Below are 14,122 nucleotides of genomic sequence, written 5' to 3'. Positions count from 1 at the left end.
CCATGGGCATTTTCTCCGGTCGTCATTTCCCCCGTGAAATCATCCTGTGGGCGGTCCGGTGGTACTGCCGCTACGGCGTGAGCTACCGCGATTTGGAAGAAATGATGACCGAACGCGGCGTACCGGTCGATCACAGCACCATCTACCGCTGGGTCCAGAAATATGCTCCTGAGCTGGACAAGCAGACCCGGTGGTACCGACAAGTCCCGGATTGGCAGGCTAGTTCCTGGCGGGTGGATGAGACCTATATCCGGGTCGGGGGAAAGTGGTGCTACCTCTATCGGGCCATCACCGCGGGTGGGCATACCCTGGATTTTTACCTGTCCCCAAAGCGTAACGTGGCCGCAGCGAAGCGTTTTCTGGCCAAGACCCTGAGGTCGAACACGATAACCGGGTTCCCGCGGGTGATCAACGCCGATAAAGCGCCCTCCCTGGCCAGGGCAATCGCCGAGTTGAAGTCAGAGGGAATCTGCCCGCCAACAGTGGAACACCGGCAGGTGAAATACCTCAATAACGTCATTGAAGGAGATCATGGGCGGCTGAAACGGATCCTCGGACCGAAGGGGGCGTTTAAAAACCGGACCTCGGCGTACCGGACGTTGAAAGGGATGGAAGCGATGCACTCATTACGGAAAGGCCAGGGCGCGATGTTTGCCTACGGGCAACCGAAGCCGGATGCGGTGATCGTCAGCCGGGTGTTCGAGGCTGCCTGAGAACGCCGACCCGCAGCGAGCATCAGAGGATGAAGACTGGGTCGTCACGGCTCTCCGCCTGAAGTTTGCAACAGCACCTTCGCTCTTGACTCCGTCTACCTGAGTACCTTCTTGAGAAACAACTGGATCCTCTTGAGCGACAGCATTTGCCAAAGACAGCGAAGAAAGAGGCATTGTTGCAGCTAAAGCAAGTGCTACTACGCGTTTCCGCGATCGAAAAATCATCTAGACGTCCTTTTAGCATCTAGACGTCCTTTTAGCTCTGAGTGGAAAGAAGACCAATCCACAAACCTACATTACGAAGTGCACGCACGGCATTAACCTATTTCAGATAAACCCATAACGTTCAACTTCTACATTTAGGCTAATCTATTTAATTCATCGTTTCAATAGATTCCGTTAGAGAAATTCTCCTATCAACACGTTGAGTTCTCTGGATATTAGCAATTACCAGTGGGTATACACTGCTTTCCGCGTAATGAAACCAATCCTTAACGCTCACTGATCGGGCACTACAACCCGCTCGCAATGGCACCGGAACTCATCAAAGCGCATGACGCGCTCGACCGCGAGGTGGATAAAGCGTTTGGTGCACCACGAAAGCTGACAACTGTTCGGCAGCGCCAGGAGTTACTGTTTGCCAATTACGAAAAGCTCACCACACAGCAGCCGTAAAAACACCTGGTATGTCCTGTCATATGGCAGGACATATGTTTAGGCATATGTTATAGTGTATGTTCTGCCATATGCTAAAGCATATGTCCACCCGCATGGACTGCCGTGGTTAGTGCTTGTGCTGGTGGGTTTCTATATTTCGCGGGGAAGTAGTGGGGTGGCGTGGCTTTTACGCCAGGTGTTGGTGGCGCGGAATACTTCGCCTTGACGCAGTATTTTGAGCCCTATTTCACCGCGCTTGAAACCGAAAAGGGCGTGGAGCATGTTCACGGTGGCGGTCGCATCGGCTACTGCTGCGTGCGCGTCCGGATTGTCCAGTCCCAGGCGGTCAAGAAGTGCGGGCAGGTTGTAGGGGCCACGGTCGAGTGTTTGCTTAGCAAGGTCAATGGTGTCGATGAAGGGGAAGAACTCGTCCTCATAGACCGGGCCGTGGCCGGAATGGAAGACGGTGAGCTGCGCGTCGTATCCCAGAAGCGAGGCCCACACGTGCGGAATGTCCAGCTCATGGGCAGCTCAGGAGGCTAGGTGGCAGGAGTAGAAGTTATCGGTGCCGTCGATGATAAGGTCAGCTCCGCGCAGCTGGTCGAGGGCGTTATCGGGTGTCAGGCGCGAGAACTGCTCGACGGTGCACTCCGGGTTGAGGGCGTTTAAGGCTTCGGTGGCGGATTCGTTTTTGGGCTGACCTACGGTCGCCGTGCTGTGGATGACCTGGCGGTGCAGATTGGAGAGGGAAACGGTGTCGTCATCGAAAAGCAGGATGCGGCCCACTTACATCCCGGCAAGGTAAAGCAGGGCAGGTGAGCCGAGGCCACCGGTGCCGATGACTGCGACGGTGGCGTTAACCAGGAGCTTCTGTGTGTCAGTGCTCCACAAGGCTTCCTGTCGTGCGTAGCGTGAACTCATCCTGAAGTTCTCCGAGCTTTCTTGGGCTTGCCTTGATTCAATAACTCCTTGTGGCGGGATTCTGAATCCAAATCTCCCTGGCACTCTCAAGGCGTCACAACTCCATAGTTAAGAGCTACTTAACCCTTATGTACCCTTTTTGATAGATGCACCAATTTGGCCACAGTACCCGCATGAGTACTGTGGCCAAATTTTGGAAGACAGTTTAGCAAGATCCTATCACTTTTTATCAAGTGATTAATAGACTGCTAGCTCCACTTAAAACACCAATCATGCCGCTGCTCGACGAAAGACTATATGGTTATTGGGCCAGAAAAAGTAGCAGATGCCTAGGAACACCACGACTATTCGCCCAACCAAGCTAGGGAAGAAAGCTGTAATAGCTATCGTTGCAGCAAAGAGGAAAATGGAACGCACACGATGCATCCAAGGAGATACCGCTTTTTCACCCATGATCATGGAAATCCCAAAAAGGATTACTCCCAATATTGAATAGATCCACAAATATCCAGAATTGAAAAAGTGTTCAACTCCATATTTCTCAATAAGATCCGAGGGGAATATAGTGACAAAAGCCCACAGAGTTTCTGGAAAGCGAATAAACTTTGGATCTTTATCCATCCGCATTAGTCATCCTCAATCTCTGCGGTAATTGGCGGAAATCCCCACTTAGAGTACCAGGTGATGCCTTTACCCTGCGCGACCGCCCCTGTGATTTTACCAGCAAGATCGAGAAAGTAAGCTGTCCCAAGAGCACCGGCAGCGCCAGCAATAGCAGCTCCGATCGGCCCGCCTGATACAGCACCCCAAGGAAAGAATGCCGCCTCAAGAGCAGCTGGCCCTTCCATTGCCGCTGCGGTAAGAGTTGCAGCCGCCCCAACCTTCAGATCGCTATTTGATACGTGGCCGAGCTTGTGATCATATGTAGTAACAATTTTTGGCTCGTTTTCCTTGTGCTGAACAATGCTTTCATCCTCAGCAAGCACTGAGTGGAAAAAACTGACATCTTTGTCTTCGAAACCATAATCACTACGGAGCTGATCATCGTTGAGATCGGACTTGAGGTTACCCTCATCGTCGTAATCAATATGTTCACCGACGTTACTAATTAGCTCAAGCTGCTTCGTCTCTTCAGGAGTGATCTCCTCAAGAGACCTATCAAATTGCTCTTCAGACCAAACAGGAGTTTTCTCTGCTTGTTCAACCGTTTCGGCAGAAGCTGCGGGGGCAATACCTGCAGTGATTAGAGACGCAACTGTCAGAAGCGCGATTCGATTCAGGGTAGAACCTTTCTGTATCGATAGGCGGGCCAAATCGATGATACACGCCATCCTGACATCCCGCTTCTCAGATGAGCCGCACCCTACAGCATGTGGAATACTCTCGCTGGCGGAATGAGAATTGCGGGATTCCCGATGTCTCATAAATGAGAGTTCTCGCCTGTGATGGGTTCAATCACAATGACATTCGCGAATTGCTCCGAGTAGCCAGCACGGCTTGGAGCTATTCAATAAGCCCGACCCCGGTGGCCCCGGGGGCAAGCTCGAAGGTGCTGCGCCGGGCGAAGGAGCCATCGGCAGGGGACTTCTCGAACAGCCACCAGGTTTTCCCGTCGGTGAGGATTCCGTTGTAGCGGGAACCATCTTGGCTCATGCGGGTAGTGACGTAGCCAGCAAGTTGGTTGATGTAGTCCGCGTCGGCACTCTCGTTGGTGAGCCGCTTTTTTACTTCGATGACAGTGGCTCCGGTGGCGATGTCGATTCGTCGGCGAGAGCCATCACCGATCTGCTCTTCCAACCGCGGGGTATCCAGGTCGAAGTCGGCGGTAGTCAACAGGGTCTTGATGTCGGACTGAATGTCAGCTTCAGTGCGCCCAGTGACGTCTGGAGACGCCAGGCGAGTGATCAGGGATTGTGGTGTGGTCATGGCTTTCTAAGGCGGGTAGGTAAGTCTTAGTTATTGATTCTTTCACGACGTACCCGTAACAAGGGCTGGTTGGAGGCAACCAAATCTATTGATTTGGGCGGCAGCCCAACGAGCCGCAAGGCGAGGCGGGAGCAAGAACCGCACCCCGTAGTGAACGGTTTTGTTGGTTGATCGGCTGGGGATATAGATCTACAGGGATATAGTTATAAGCGACCTGGGAAAATAGATAAACCCGCAGTTAAACCCCTGTGGATAACTGGCCTCGTATTGGTAAATCAGCGCAGCTTGACCTGGGGTCCGTTTGTGTCAACTTATGCGCACGCTACTTTTGGGTAAAAAGAAAGCGCCCCGGAGGGCGCTGCTTCTTCGCGATTGGTCTAGTCGAGTTCGGGGCGAGGTGGCTTCTGTTGAATTGATGGGCCGGTTTTAGTGACTGTCACACCGTTCGTGTCTGCTGTAATGCCGGCGTTGGGCCATGCGGTAGTGAGCTCAAGAATGGATTTCTTTATTTCATTACAGAAGTTTCTTCGTGCGTACCAGAGAGCCTCCTGCCGCTGCAACAGCTAGCGTAGCTACTAGCGCGGGAAAATACACATCCTGTGTGAGTAAAAAATCATGTACAAAGATTGCGATGCTAAAGCAGAGTCCAATCCACATTGTGAATAAACCAAACCGGCGTATTCCCCGTTGCTGAGCTTTTCGATCTAATCTTTGTCTCTCTGGAAGGAGAACAAGCAGCAAGGCACCAATGACTGCGATTCCAATACTCAAAGGAAGTTGGCGAAAAAACGCGAAAACACATGTTAGTGCTGACACTATTATGCCGAGTTCTATTCGAGTGACGTGCATGATCTCTTTTCCAAAATTAAGTACTTGCTTTTAGCACTGGCTGCCCACAAGAGCGAAGAAAGCATCGACTCCATAAGCCCAAATAGCGGCGGCTAGTGCTGCCCCTGCAGGTCCCTCGGCTGCGATTATTCCCGCTGCTGCTGTCCAACCGACATGATGAATTATTCCTACTGCCCAAAGTAGCATCGCACAAGGCACCGAGGACCAATTAAAATATGGAGTAACAACAGGTTTTCCCTGTTCCGAATTTCCTCGCGTATTTGGAATCTTAAATTTTTGTTCATTGTTGTTTTCATCGATTACGGTCGCTGTGCCTGCAGCTTTATCAACCGTGACTTGATATTGATGATCTGGGGTCGATACTTGGAATTGACTTCCTGAAAGCCTTTGAATCTTAGAGCCTTCGGAAAATAAAGTATCTTCAGAATTCTTGGGCACAGATTGATGCTTTGACTGAGCTGTCATAGGAGCCGGTGTCGCGTGAGCCTCTACGCCGGTAAAACTAAGGAGTGCGGCAACCAAAAACGCCACGGTTTTTCTCATTGTTTTCCTTTCTAAAGGTGGTGTCCACAAACATTTTTGATTTTAGATCTAGTTAGGAAAGATAAGAAGAGAGCAAACTTACAATGTGATAATGAACTAAATTCAGAGTTTTTACACTGTTGAGTTGCCAGTTACTGAGAGCTGTTTATTTGGGTGAGTACTTTTAGGTTTTAAGGAGGGAAGTTTCATATCACGGGTGGGGCGTTTTGGTGGCAACCAAATCTATTGATTTGGGCGGCAGCCCAACGAGCCGCAAGGCGAGGCGGGAGCAAGAACCGCACCCCGTAGTGAACGGTTTTGTTGGTTGATCGGCTGGGGATATAGATCTACAGGGATATAGTTATAAGCGACCTGGGAAAATAGGTAAACCCGCAGTTAAACCCCTGTGGATAACTAGCAAGATGATGGTAGATCAGCGCACGCGTGATGGTAGATCAGCGCAGTCTGACCTGGGCTTTTCATTCGTGATGGTAGATCAGCGCAGCCTTTTTCTTTTAACGGTAAATCAGCGCAACTTGCCTTCGGATAAAAAGAAAGCGCCCTGGAGGGCGCTAGTCTCTACGTTCTGTTTAGTCGAGTTCTGGACGAGACGGTCGTTGTCGGATTGAGGGGGCTGTCTTGATTAAGGTGACACCGTCGGTATCGGCGGTAATTCCAGCGTTAGGCCACACACACAGAATGTGGTGCTGTTGCAAAGTTCGGGCGACAGGAAGACCTGCGTGAAATAATCACAGCCATGGGCATTTTCTCCGGTCGTCATTTCCCCCGTGAAATCATCCTGTGGGCGGTCCGGTGGTACTGCCGCTACGGCGTGAGCTACCGCGACCTCGAAGAAATGATGACCGAACGCGGCGTACCGGTCGATCACAGCACCATCTACCGCTGGGTCCAGAAATATGCTCCTGAGCTGGACAAGCAGACCCGGTGGTACCGACAAGTCCCGGATTGGCAGGCTAGTTCCTGGCGGGTGGATGAGACCTATATCCGGGTCGGGGGAAAGTGGTGCTACCTCTATCGGGCCATCACCGCGGGTGGGCATACCCTGGATTTTTACCTGTCCCCAAAGCGTAACGTGGCCGCAGCGAAGCGTTTTCTGGCCAAGACCCTGAGGTCGAACACGATAACCGGGTTCCCGCGGGTGATCAACGCCGATAAAGCGCCCTCCCTGGCCAGGGCAATCGCCGAGTTGAAGTCAGAGGGAATCTGCCCGCCAACAGTGGAACACCGGCAGGTGAAATACCTCAATAACGTCATTGAAGGAGATCATGGGCGGCTGAAACGGATCCTCGGACCGAAGGGGGCGTTTAAAAACCGGACCTCGGCGTACCGGACGTTGAAAGGGATGGAAGCGATGCACTCATTACGGAAAGGCCAGGGCGCGATGTTTGCCTACGGGCAACCGAAGCCGGATGCGGTGATCGTCAGCCGGGTGTTCGAGGCTGCCTGAGAACGCCGACCCGCAGCGAGCATCAGAGGATGAAGACTGGGTCGTCACGGCTCTCCGCCTGAAGTTTGCAACAGCACCCATCGTCGTAACTCTTAAACTCAGTATCAAAGCCAAGATCGAGGCGCACCTCATCGCCAGCCATCGCGCGAACGCTAGGCAGATCACCGAACTCGACAGTCGCGGAATCAGCAGCGCCAGCAGAGCCGGTTCCAGATTAACTGCCCGGACACGTCCGGTCAGTTAATCTGCCCGCCCATAGGGTATATTGACCGGATTCTGTTCGAACGGTTTGACCTGCGGGTGTGCGGTCAATGTTCGAATACCCTACGTCATCACTCATTTGAGTGATGACGAGATTCGCGTCACTTTCACCCTCGCGCCAAGCATCAACACGGTGCAAAACGGTGGCCAGATCGGTCAAATCCCCGCGTTGATCTGACGCGAAATCGACCAACGTTACAGACCAGCCGAGCGCATCGTTTTCAATCTGCTGATACCGCTGCAAGACACCATCAGATAGACTGGAGGGTTGAACTGCGATGTTCCAGTCCTCGTTGCAACTACCAGCGGGGGCTGTTCCCATGCTCATTGGGCATCACCCGCCACGGAGACGGAGTCGCCGTAAATTACCCGTGCTAGCTCAAGGGCGGAAATACGCAGCGTTTTACCATTGCCGCGCGAGCCAGGGACAGCCTGCAGCTCACCACGTGAGAGCATCCTATCGAGTGTGCGACGGGACACACCAGCACGTTCACAGAACTCACCTGCGGTATACGTGCGCAGGAGATCGTTCCTATCCAAAACGATTTCGGACATGCGAAAACCTCGAAGAAGTTAGTTATCCTTCGAGGCCTCACCATGCACCACGCATCTCAGCGTCTAGCGGCACAAGGCTTACTGTTCTGACAGTAGAGACCCAGACGGCCAGTTAATCACCAACGCGACAACATCACGCTGTTAACGTCTGCAAGCCGATTACCCCTGTTGAAGTCTTGGGCGAATTTTCGTATGCCACCAGTGTACCGACAGTGCCGATCAATGTCAATGGTGAACGGCGAGAATCAACCTCCGAACCATCAAGTAGCACGTTTGTAGCACGCAATACAACGATGACACTCGGAACAAGTAAAAAACCCACCGTTACCAGTGGGTTTGTGTTGCTCCTCCAACTGGGCTCGAACCAGTGACCCTTCGATTAACAGTCGAATGCTCTGCCAACTGAGCTATGGAGGAATAAATGATGTACTTCGAACTTGCTGTTCTCTGTGCAACGAGGAATAACTATATAGGGTTCATGCGATTTCAACAAATTGCCAGCACACGGCGGTAAAATGACTGAATTCGTTGTCCTTATGTAGCGGGAACGCGTCAGGAATGGGTCAGGACTCCACTCACGGGGGTTCCTGTGCAAAAATGGTGGGTAAGAAGGCTAGTTCTATGGGAACCAGTAAGCTGGAAATAGTGGATCAGTACGCTATTGAGGCTTGAGAGCGACGGATTTAGTACTAACGAAAGAGAGAAAATTGCGGATCCTCATCATTTCGCAGTATTGGTCGCCAGAAAGTAACGTGCCGCAGCGTCGCTGGGAATGGATCGCTAGCATTCTAAAGTCTCAAGGCCACGAGATTAGAGTCATTGCTCCTCCGCCGGCTTCTGTTCGACGGGCCTCTATTAAGCACTGGTGGAGCGCATCTCTTTTCCGTCCTCGAACAGAAGAAGAAAAGAATGACGCCGTAGATTTAGTCATCCGGAGTGGGTTTATCCCGTGCGGTGGCTCATTAATACAGCGTGCAATCGGTCAAGCAGGCATCGCTCTGGGGTCTCTCTATGCAGTACTAGTAGAGTTTGGCTTTTGGAAATCTTGGAAGCCTGAATTGGTTATAGGTACAGTGCCGGCTTTGCCAACCGCCGTGGTCGCCTTTGTAGCAGCGAAAATCTCAAGGGCGAAATTTGCTATCGACTTAAGAGACGCCTGGCCCGACCTCTTAGCCTATTCGAGTGAGTGGAATAAGGGGATCAAGAGTGCTTCGCTAAAGCATAAAATCTTGAGCAGAGGGCCGATTCAGTTCGTTAGTCTTGTGGTTGCCAGGACTCTCTACTACGTCTTGGGGAAAGCCCAAGGTGTCATTTTTACGGCAGAAGATTTGAAATTAGATTTTCAGAATCGACCTCAGCTGCGGAAGAACTCAAAGCTTCTGAACAATATGGTTACTATCCGGAATGTTTTTCCCCGAGAGGGATTGGGGCAGAAGAAGGCTCCAGGCTCAGGGGAAGGACCTCTAAAGGTGCTGTATGCCGGCACTATAGGTCGCGCCCAACGACTTCAAAACGTGATTGATGCAGCGGTGATCGCGGCGGAGCGTGGAGTGCCGATTGAGCTAAAGTTCGTGGGCGCAGGAGATGCTCGCTTGTCAGTAAAAGATTATGCAAAGCAAAGAAAAGTTCCCGCAACTTTCATTAAGCGGAAGTCAGCTGACTCCATCTCAGACTATTACGACTGGGCAAATACCGCGCTTGTCCATTTAACTGATTGGAAGCCATTAGAAAGAACTGTTCCCTCTAAACTGTTCGAGCTTATGGAGTACGGGGTGCCAATAACAGGTGTTGTAGCCGGGGAATCGGTCAGGTTGATCGAGTCCTTGGAAGCCGGTTATGCGGTTCCTCCCGAGTCGCCGGAAGCTCTAGCGAACCTATGGTGTGCCTTAGCTCAGGGCGAATTGTCTCTCAAGGCTAGCGAAAGAGCTAAACATTGGGTTGAGAACGAACGGAACAACGTTGTGCCCAGCTTGATTGCTAAGTTCTTGAAGCAGATGGAGTCATAAGCATGCCTGCTGGAATTGGTCGCTCGGTCATCAAATTTTGGTCCATCAATGTTGTGGGACTTGTACAGGATCCTGTGCGATTTTCGAATCAAATGGTTGAATTCGTGCGCTTAAACTCAGAGTCCAAGGTAGCCCGAGCATGTGTGAAGGGGGCACACTTTGTACTTTCGGCAATGAGGATCCCCGGGTACGAGACCGCCGAGGCCGGGGAATTGAGTAGGGCGATAAAACAGCTGGAAAAGGCGCGATTCCTTAGGCCATTGACGTTTTCGTTTGAGAGATATCTCCGCGGGAAACTTCTGCAACTCCAGTCAGTTGAATGCTTTGAGGGAGCAGTTGAACGCAGCGGTAGCGCAGCCGCCCCGCGGGTACTGTTTCATTTCACGAATGCATTGCCCTATACCCAATCTGGATACACGCTTCGGTCTAAAGCACTATTCAAGAGTTTAAGGGCAAGGGGAGTAGAAGCGTTTGCTTGTACGCGCTACGGATATCCGGAGAATATCGGTAGATTCCATCATGGTCCATATTTTGTCAACGATGGTCTCGAATATTTCGTGTTGGGCTCCTTATTTGCTCCGTTTTCAATTACTCGCCAGGAGGATCTGGCCGTCCGCCAACTAGTAAGACTCGCGAGGGAAAAGCAAGTAAACATACTTCACACCACCACCCCGTACACAAACGCGCGCGTGGTGGCTCGCGCAGCCGCTCTACTTGACGTCCCATGGATCTATGAGATCCGAGGCGAGCCCGAGAGCACGTGGGCTTCGCAGTCTCCAGACCCAGAAAAACGCCGCAGCTCGGAGTTTTTTGAATTAGCGCGTCAGGCCGAAACAGCGGCGATGATGGCTGCAAATCAAGTAATAGCGTTAAGTGAGGTGTCGAAAGAGGACCTAACGCGTCGAGGCGTTCCAGAATCGAAAATCAAGGTCGTTCCGAACGCTCTGGAAGCTGATCAGCTTGAAACTCATACTGACAAAGCGCACGCCCGAAAACGATTGGGCCTAGGCGACGAGTTCTTAATCGGTGCAATTACCTCAGTCGTGGATTACGAAGGGCTAGACATTGCTATAGCTGCGATGAAGGAGATTCCAGACGCAACTCTCATTATCGTAGGAGATGGAGTGGCTCGACCAGGTCTTGAAGACCTAGCCGATGAGCTTGATTTGAATGATCGGGTTGTCTTTACTGGTAAGCAGCCGGCTACTGATATTCACCTTTGGTACGCTGCCTTGGATGTGTTCGTGGTACCGCGGCGAGACGTTGAAGTTTGTAGGAGAGTCACTCCGCTTAAGCCGCTACAGGCGATGGCCTGCGGAGTACCGGTAATCGGAACTGACCTACCAGCGTTAAAGGAAATCACCGGTGGATTAATGGTTGAAGTTGAACCGGATAACCCCTCCGCGCTGGCCAAATCAGTTGATTTAGTCCGGCAGGGGGAACTCATCGTGAATCCTCGGGAGCTTGAAGAATGGGCCAAGAAGCGATCATGGGAGCGGAATGCGCACAGCTTGGAGGGTCTGTACTTAGAGCTACTGAGGGGAAGATGAATGGGTCAAGAACTTTGCGGCCTCAGAATCCAGTAGGATTTTGTGCGGTTTAAACGCCTTCCGTTGCCGCTTGATGATGCGGTCAGCTTCTTCAAGTTTTCCCGTACTAACTCTGTTTCCCCAGACACGGTAAGTTGTAGTTACGGTTTCCGCATCTCCGTCAGCAATCATGTCGCCTTCGTGCAGCCATATGGCACGAGTGCAGTGCGTTTGAATCGTCGCGGCACCATGAGACACGAGAAAGACTGTTCCGGATCCAGCGAGAAACTCGTCCATACGATCCTTAGCCTTAGCTTTGAACGTGGAATCTCCGGTGGAAAGGGCTTCGTCAATTAGTAGTAGCTCGCGTCGAACTGCTGTAGAGATCGCAAAAGTCAGGCGAGATTTCATGCCCGACGAATAAGTCTTTAAGGGACGATCGATTGCAGACCGGAGATCCGCCCAATCGATAATCGGATCCACTAGCTTCGAAGATTCCGCTGGGGTTAGCCCCATTGCCAAGAGGCCTAAATTAATATTTTGGCGACCGCTTAAATTTGATTGGAGAGCCGCCCCGACGCCGAGCAAGGTGGGCTGGGAGGAAACAAACACGTCACCGGAATCGGGCTTTGATGACCCAGCAATCATTCGTAGAAGGGTTGACTTTCCTGAGCCGTTTTTACCCAGGATGCCGATCGATTCTCCAGAATAAGCTACAAAGCTAACACCTTTTACTGCTTCCACAGTATGCTTCGAAAGTTTTTTGGATAAAACATGCTCAGAACCGGAGCGACTAAGGTAGTAGGACTTCTTGAGATTACGAGCGACAACCGTTGGGTTATTTGACAACTGCGTACCTTTCCTCGGCTTGCCAAAAGTAGAAGTATCCAATAATCAATAGCCCGAATGACCAAGCTGCAATATACAGCCAAGTGCCTAAGGGCGGTACCTCACCGTCCAAAACCAGCTGTCGCACCGCGGTAAGAAACTGGTAAATGGGATTAGCTTGCATGATCGCTTGAATATGAGGATTTTTATCAAATTTACTCAGATCGAAGAATACACCCGAGATGAAAAAGAGACCTCGATTGATGATTCCCACCACTGACTTTAGATCGGGAATAAATGCTGTAGCTCGTCCCACAATGAACATGCAACCGAGCGAGAAGCAGTGGATTAAGAAATACAAGGGAACCACTAGAATGATGGTCCAAGAAATTCCTTTATCGAGCTGAAAAAGAAGTGCGCCTACTATCGCAACCATGGCGGGGATTGCATGGTCGATCATTTGCTTAATAGTCGTTGAAATAGGGACGGCTGCTGTGGGGAAGTTAAAACTGCTAATCAACCCTTTAGATCCACGGATGATGGAAGTGCCAGCTGACAAACCGCCGGTTGCGAATTTGAGGTAAATTACACCGATTGTTAGGAAGCCAATGAAATTGTCCATTCCCCTAGATACGTGAAGAACGTAGCCGAAAATGAAAGCGTAGACTGCCACGTCTAGGATCGGTTGAAGGATAAGCCAAGCGCGTCCGAGGAACATATTTCTACCTCGGCTAAGCGATTTACTGCGTGCATAAGCCGAGATGAAATGTCGGCGGTCAAAAAGACAACGAGTATAAGACGCTAGGTTATCTCGGCTCCGTAGGTTATATAACTGGGAATCGTCGACGAGCTCCAAGTTGCGGAAACTAGCGTTTTTAACGCGCTTGGGCTTTTCTTGTTTTGCGTTGGTTCCCTTGGGAGCACTGTCGCTGTCGTTGTTCAATTGTGATTCCACAATTTCTCCACTGTGATGATTGCTCTGTAGTTACGGTCTAAGCTGTCACTGAGGATAGTCTAGAATCATCGTATGCAGTTAGGAAACTTTGAGCCGGCATCTTCCAAAGAAGAAGCCACGCCTGTCCATACCTTTATTTTTGGTGGGTGTGTGAGTCGGGACACTGTTGAGTTTGCGAAGCACACCGACTTCAAGGTGCTCCGCTATGTGGCGCGTCAGTCTCTACTTTCCGTGGGCTCAGACGCGAAATCCAACATTCCTGATTTCAAACTGAAAAGCTCTTTCCAGCAGCGCATGTTAGAGAGTGATTTGTCGGGAAACCTCATGCGCGAGATATCGAAGAAAAACGGTATTGATGTTTTTGTCTGGGACTTGGTCGTTGAGCGGACCGGGGTTTGGGAGTTTCCAGATGGGAGCATTGCTACCAATAGCGCGGAAATCAGGCGGCTGGAGGGCATGCCCCAAATTCTGAAAAAGGCCAGAAAGATTCCTTTCGGGTCCGCCGAGCACTTCCAGCGTTGGCAGGGGGCTGCAGCTTTATTTACTGAGTTTTTGGATTTTCTTGGGTTGAAGCAAAAATGCCTAGTCTTGGCACCGGAATGGGCCGAGTATCGCTCAGACAATAAGAAGACTGGCCGGATACGTGGCTTATCTGCCTCGCAGTATAATGAGATGTTCCGTAGATATTACGTGGTTCTAGAAAGGCTGGGGATTACTGTGTCAAGGATCGACGGCACAGTAGCTGACGAGAACCATAAGTGGGGAAATGCACCATTCCACTTCACTCGTTCGGCGTATGCTTCGATGGAGTACGAGATTAAGAAATCAGTGCACCAGACCAGGAATTAGCGGCATAGATATGAAACTAGAAGGTTTGCCGGCTTCCTTGCTGAAGAGAGCTCGTCAAATCCCGCACGGTATTAGAGCGCGAG

At 51.1% G+C, this 14,122-nt stretch carries 15 protein-coding genes, 1 tRNA gene and 1 pseudogene; 6 read left to right on the top strand and 11 right to left on the bottom strand.

Annotated features, from left to right (window positions below):
• Positions 1-2: 2 nt before the first annotated feature.
• Together ACLI1M_RS08480 and ACLI1M_RS08475 are read left to right on the top strand one after the other, a co-directional pair.
• Complete coding sequence (locus tag ACLI1M_RS08480) at positions 3-713, top strand: IS6 family transposase (RefSeq protein ID WP_411706504.1); 711 nt, start codon at positions 3-5, stop codon at positions 711-713.
• 501 nt (positions 714-1,214) lie between these two features.
• Positions 1,215-1,388 (top strand): type IIL restriction-modification enzyme MmeI, encoded by a 174-nt coding sequence (locus tag ACLI1M_RS08475; RefSeq protein WP_411706740.1) that lies wholly within the window; start codon positions 1,215-1,217, stop codon positions 1,386-1,388.
• 132 nt (positions 1,389-1,520) lie between these two features.
• Here ACLI1M_RS08475 and ACLI1M_RS08470 read toward each other — a convergent pair whose 3' ends face one another.
• The 6 genes and pseudogenes from ACLI1M_RS08470 to ACLI1M_RS08445 all read right to left on the bottom strand — a co-directional run bounded on the left by ACLI1M_RS08470 (position 1,521) and on the right by ACLI1M_RS08445 (position 5,609).
• Complete coding sequence (locus tag ACLI1M_RS08470; protein ID WP_411706739.1) at positions 1,521-1,775, bottom strand: hypothetical protein; 255 nt, start codon at positions 1,773-1,775, stop codon at positions 1,521-1,523.
• Positions 1,776-1,793: 18 nt separating this feature from the next.
• Positions 1,794-2,291, bottom strand: a pseudogene (locus tag ACLI1M_RS08465) (ThiF family adenylyltransferase); the annotation flags it as partial.
• A gap of 270 nt (positions 2,292-2,561) precedes the next feature.
• Positions 2,562-2,912, bottom strand: coding sequence for a hypothetical protein (locus ACLI1M_RS08460; protein ID WP_248100421.1), 351 nt, complete (start codon positions 2,910-2,912; stop codon positions 2,562-2,564).
• A 5-nt stretch (positions 2,913-2,917) separates the two neighbouring features.
• Positions 2,918-3,622 carry a hypothetical protein gene (locus ACLI1M_RS08455; protein WP_248100423.1) on the bottom strand — a complete coding sequence of 235 codons (705 nt, stop codon included), beginning with the start codon at positions 3,620-3,622 and terminating at the stop codon, positions 2,918-2,920.
• 172 nt (positions 3,623-3,794) lie between these two features.
• Positions 3,795-4,217 carry a hypothetical protein gene (locus tag ACLI1M_RS08450; RefSeq protein WP_248100425.1) on the bottom strand — a complete coding sequence of 141 codons (423 nt, stop codon included), beginning with the start codon at positions 4,215-4,217 and terminating at the stop codon, positions 3,795-3,797.
• Positions 4,218-5,096: 879 nt separating this feature from the next.
• The gene (locus ACLI1M_RS08445) at positions 5,097-5,609 is read right to left on the bottom strand and encodes a hypothetical protein (protein WP_411706505.1); all 513 of its coding nucleotides are present in this window, start codon (positions 5,607-5,609) and stop codon (positions 5,097-5,099) included.
• A 736-nt stretch (positions 5,610-6,345) separates the two neighbouring features.
• Here ACLI1M_RS08445 and ACLI1M_RS08440 point away from each other — a divergent pair.
• Positions 6,346-7,056 (top strand): IS6 family transposase, encoded by a 711-nt coding sequence (locus ACLI1M_RS08440; protein ID WP_411706504.1) that lies wholly within the window; start codon positions 6,346-6,348, stop codon positions 7,054-7,056.
• A 214-nt stretch (positions 7,057-7,270) separates the two neighbouring features.
• On the opposite strand, the gene ACLI1M_RS08435 is transcribed toward ACLI1M_RS08440, so the two are convergent.
• The 3 genes from ACLI1M_RS08435 to ACLI1M_RS08425 all read right to left on the bottom strand — a co-directional run bounded on the left by ACLI1M_RS08435 (position 7,271) and on the right by ACLI1M_RS08425 (position 8,289).
• Positions 7,271-7,645 (bottom strand): hypothetical protein, encoded by a 375-nt coding sequence (locus tag ACLI1M_RS08435; RefSeq protein ID WP_248099831.1) that lies wholly within the window; start codon positions 7,643-7,645, stop codon positions 7,271-7,273.
• Positions 7,642-7,872: a helix-turn-helix domain-containing protein gene (locus ACLI1M_RS08430; protein ID WP_039676313.1), complete on the bottom strand. Its 231-nt coding sequence runs from the start codon at positions 7,870-7,872 to the stop codon at positions 7,642-7,644. Before ACLI1M_RS08430 ends, ACLI1M_RS08435 begins: the two co-directional genes overlap by 4 nt.
• Before the next feature lie 344 nt (positions 7,873-8,216).
• Positions 8,217-8,289 (bottom strand) — tRNA-Asn (locus tag ACLI1M_RS08425).
• 251 nt (positions 8,290-8,540) lie between these two features.
• Between ACLI1M_RS08425 and ACLI1M_RS08420 the strand changes: the two genes are divergently transcribed.
• Positions 8,541-9,878, top strand: coding sequence for a glycosyltransferase family 4 protein (locus tag ACLI1M_RS08420; RefSeq protein WP_200288807.1), 1,338 nt, complete (start codon positions 8,541-8,543; stop codon positions 9,876-9,878).
• 173 nt (positions 9,879-10,051) lie between these two features.
• Complete coding sequence (locus ACLI1M_RS08415; protein WP_411706503.1) at positions 10,052-11,428, top strand: glycosyltransferase family 4 protein; 1,377 nt, start codon at positions 10,052-10,054, stop codon at positions 11,426-11,428.
• On the opposite strand, the gene ACLI1M_RS08410 is transcribed toward ACLI1M_RS08415, so the two are convergent.
• Positions 11,411-12,256, bottom strand: a complete 846-nt coding sequence (locus ACLI1M_RS08410; protein WP_234288171.1) for an ABC transporter ATP-binding protein — start codon at positions 12,254-12,256, stop codon at positions 11,411-11,413. The two genes, ACLI1M_RS08415 and ACLI1M_RS08410, sit on opposite strands and share 18 nt — an antisense overlap.
• Complete coding sequence (locus ACLI1M_RS08405; protein WP_259825054.1) at positions 12,246-13,190, bottom strand: ABC transporter permease; 945 nt, start codon at positions 13,188-13,190, stop codon at positions 12,246-12,248. Before ACLI1M_RS08405 ends, ACLI1M_RS08410 begins: the two co-directional genes overlap by 11 nt.
• A gap of 72 nt (positions 13,191-13,262) precedes the next feature.
• Here ACLI1M_RS08405 and ACLI1M_RS08400 point away from each other — a divergent pair, with 72 nt between their 5' ends.
• The gene (locus tag ACLI1M_RS08400; RefSeq protein ID WP_200288809.1) at positions 13,263-14,039 is read left to right on the top strand and encodes a DUF6270 domain-containing protein; all 777 of its coding nucleotides are present in this window, start codon (positions 13,263-13,265) and stop codon (positions 14,037-14,039) included.
• Positions 14,040-14,122 lie beyond the last annotated feature (83 nt).

The sequence above is a fragment of the Corynebacterium sp. LaCa54 genome, assembly GCF_046717495.1.
Taxonomy (GTDB): domain Bacteria; phylum Actinomycetota; class Actinomycetes; order Mycobacteriales; family Mycobacteriaceae; genus Corynebacterium; species Corynebacterium kefirresidentii.
Note: the sequence above shows the minus strand (reverse complement) of the source record. Positions and strands in the feature narration are given on the sequence as shown.

Coding starts and splice junctions, on each gene's coding strand:
- ACLI1M_RS08435 (WP_248099831.1), bottom strand. CDS start 7,645: ATGAGCATGGGAACAGCCCCCGCTGGTAGTTGCAACGAGGACTGGAAC.
- ACLI1M_RS08400 (WP_200288809.1), top strand. CDS start 13,263: ATGCAGTTAGGAAACTTTGAGCCGGCATCTTCCAAAGAAGAAGCCACG.
- ACLI1M_RS08460 (WP_248100421.1), bottom strand. CDS start 2,912: ATGGATAAAGATCCAAAGTTTATTCGCTTTCCAGAAACTCTGTGGGCT.
- ACLI1M_RS08430 (WP_039676313.1), bottom strand. CDS start 7,872: ATGTCCGAAATCGTTTTGGATAGGAACGATCTCCTGCGCACGTATACC.
- ACLI1M_RS08450 (WP_248100425.1), bottom strand. CDS start 4,217: ATGACCACACCACAATCCCTGATCACTCGCCTGGCGTCTCCAGACGTC.
- ACLI1M_RS08415 (WP_411706503.1), top strand. CDS start 10,052: ATGAGGATCCCCGGGTACGAGACCGCCGAGGCCGGGGAATTGAGTAGG.
- ACLI1M_RS08480 (WP_411706504.1), top strand. CDS start 3: ATGGGCATTTTCTCCGGTCGTCATTTCCCCCGTGAAATCATCCTGTGG.
- ACLI1M_RS08445 (WP_411706505.1), bottom strand. CDS start 5,609: ATGAGAAAAACCGTGGCGTTTTTGGTTGCCGCACTCCTTAGTTTTACC.
- ACLI1M_RS08455 (WP_248100423.1), bottom strand. CDS start 3,622: ATGGCGTGTATCATCGATTTGGCCCGCCTATCGATACAGAAAGGTTCT.
- ACLI1M_RS08440 (WP_411706504.1), top strand. CDS start 6,346: ATGGGCATTTTCTCCGGTCGTCATTTCCCCCGTGAAATCATCCTGTGG.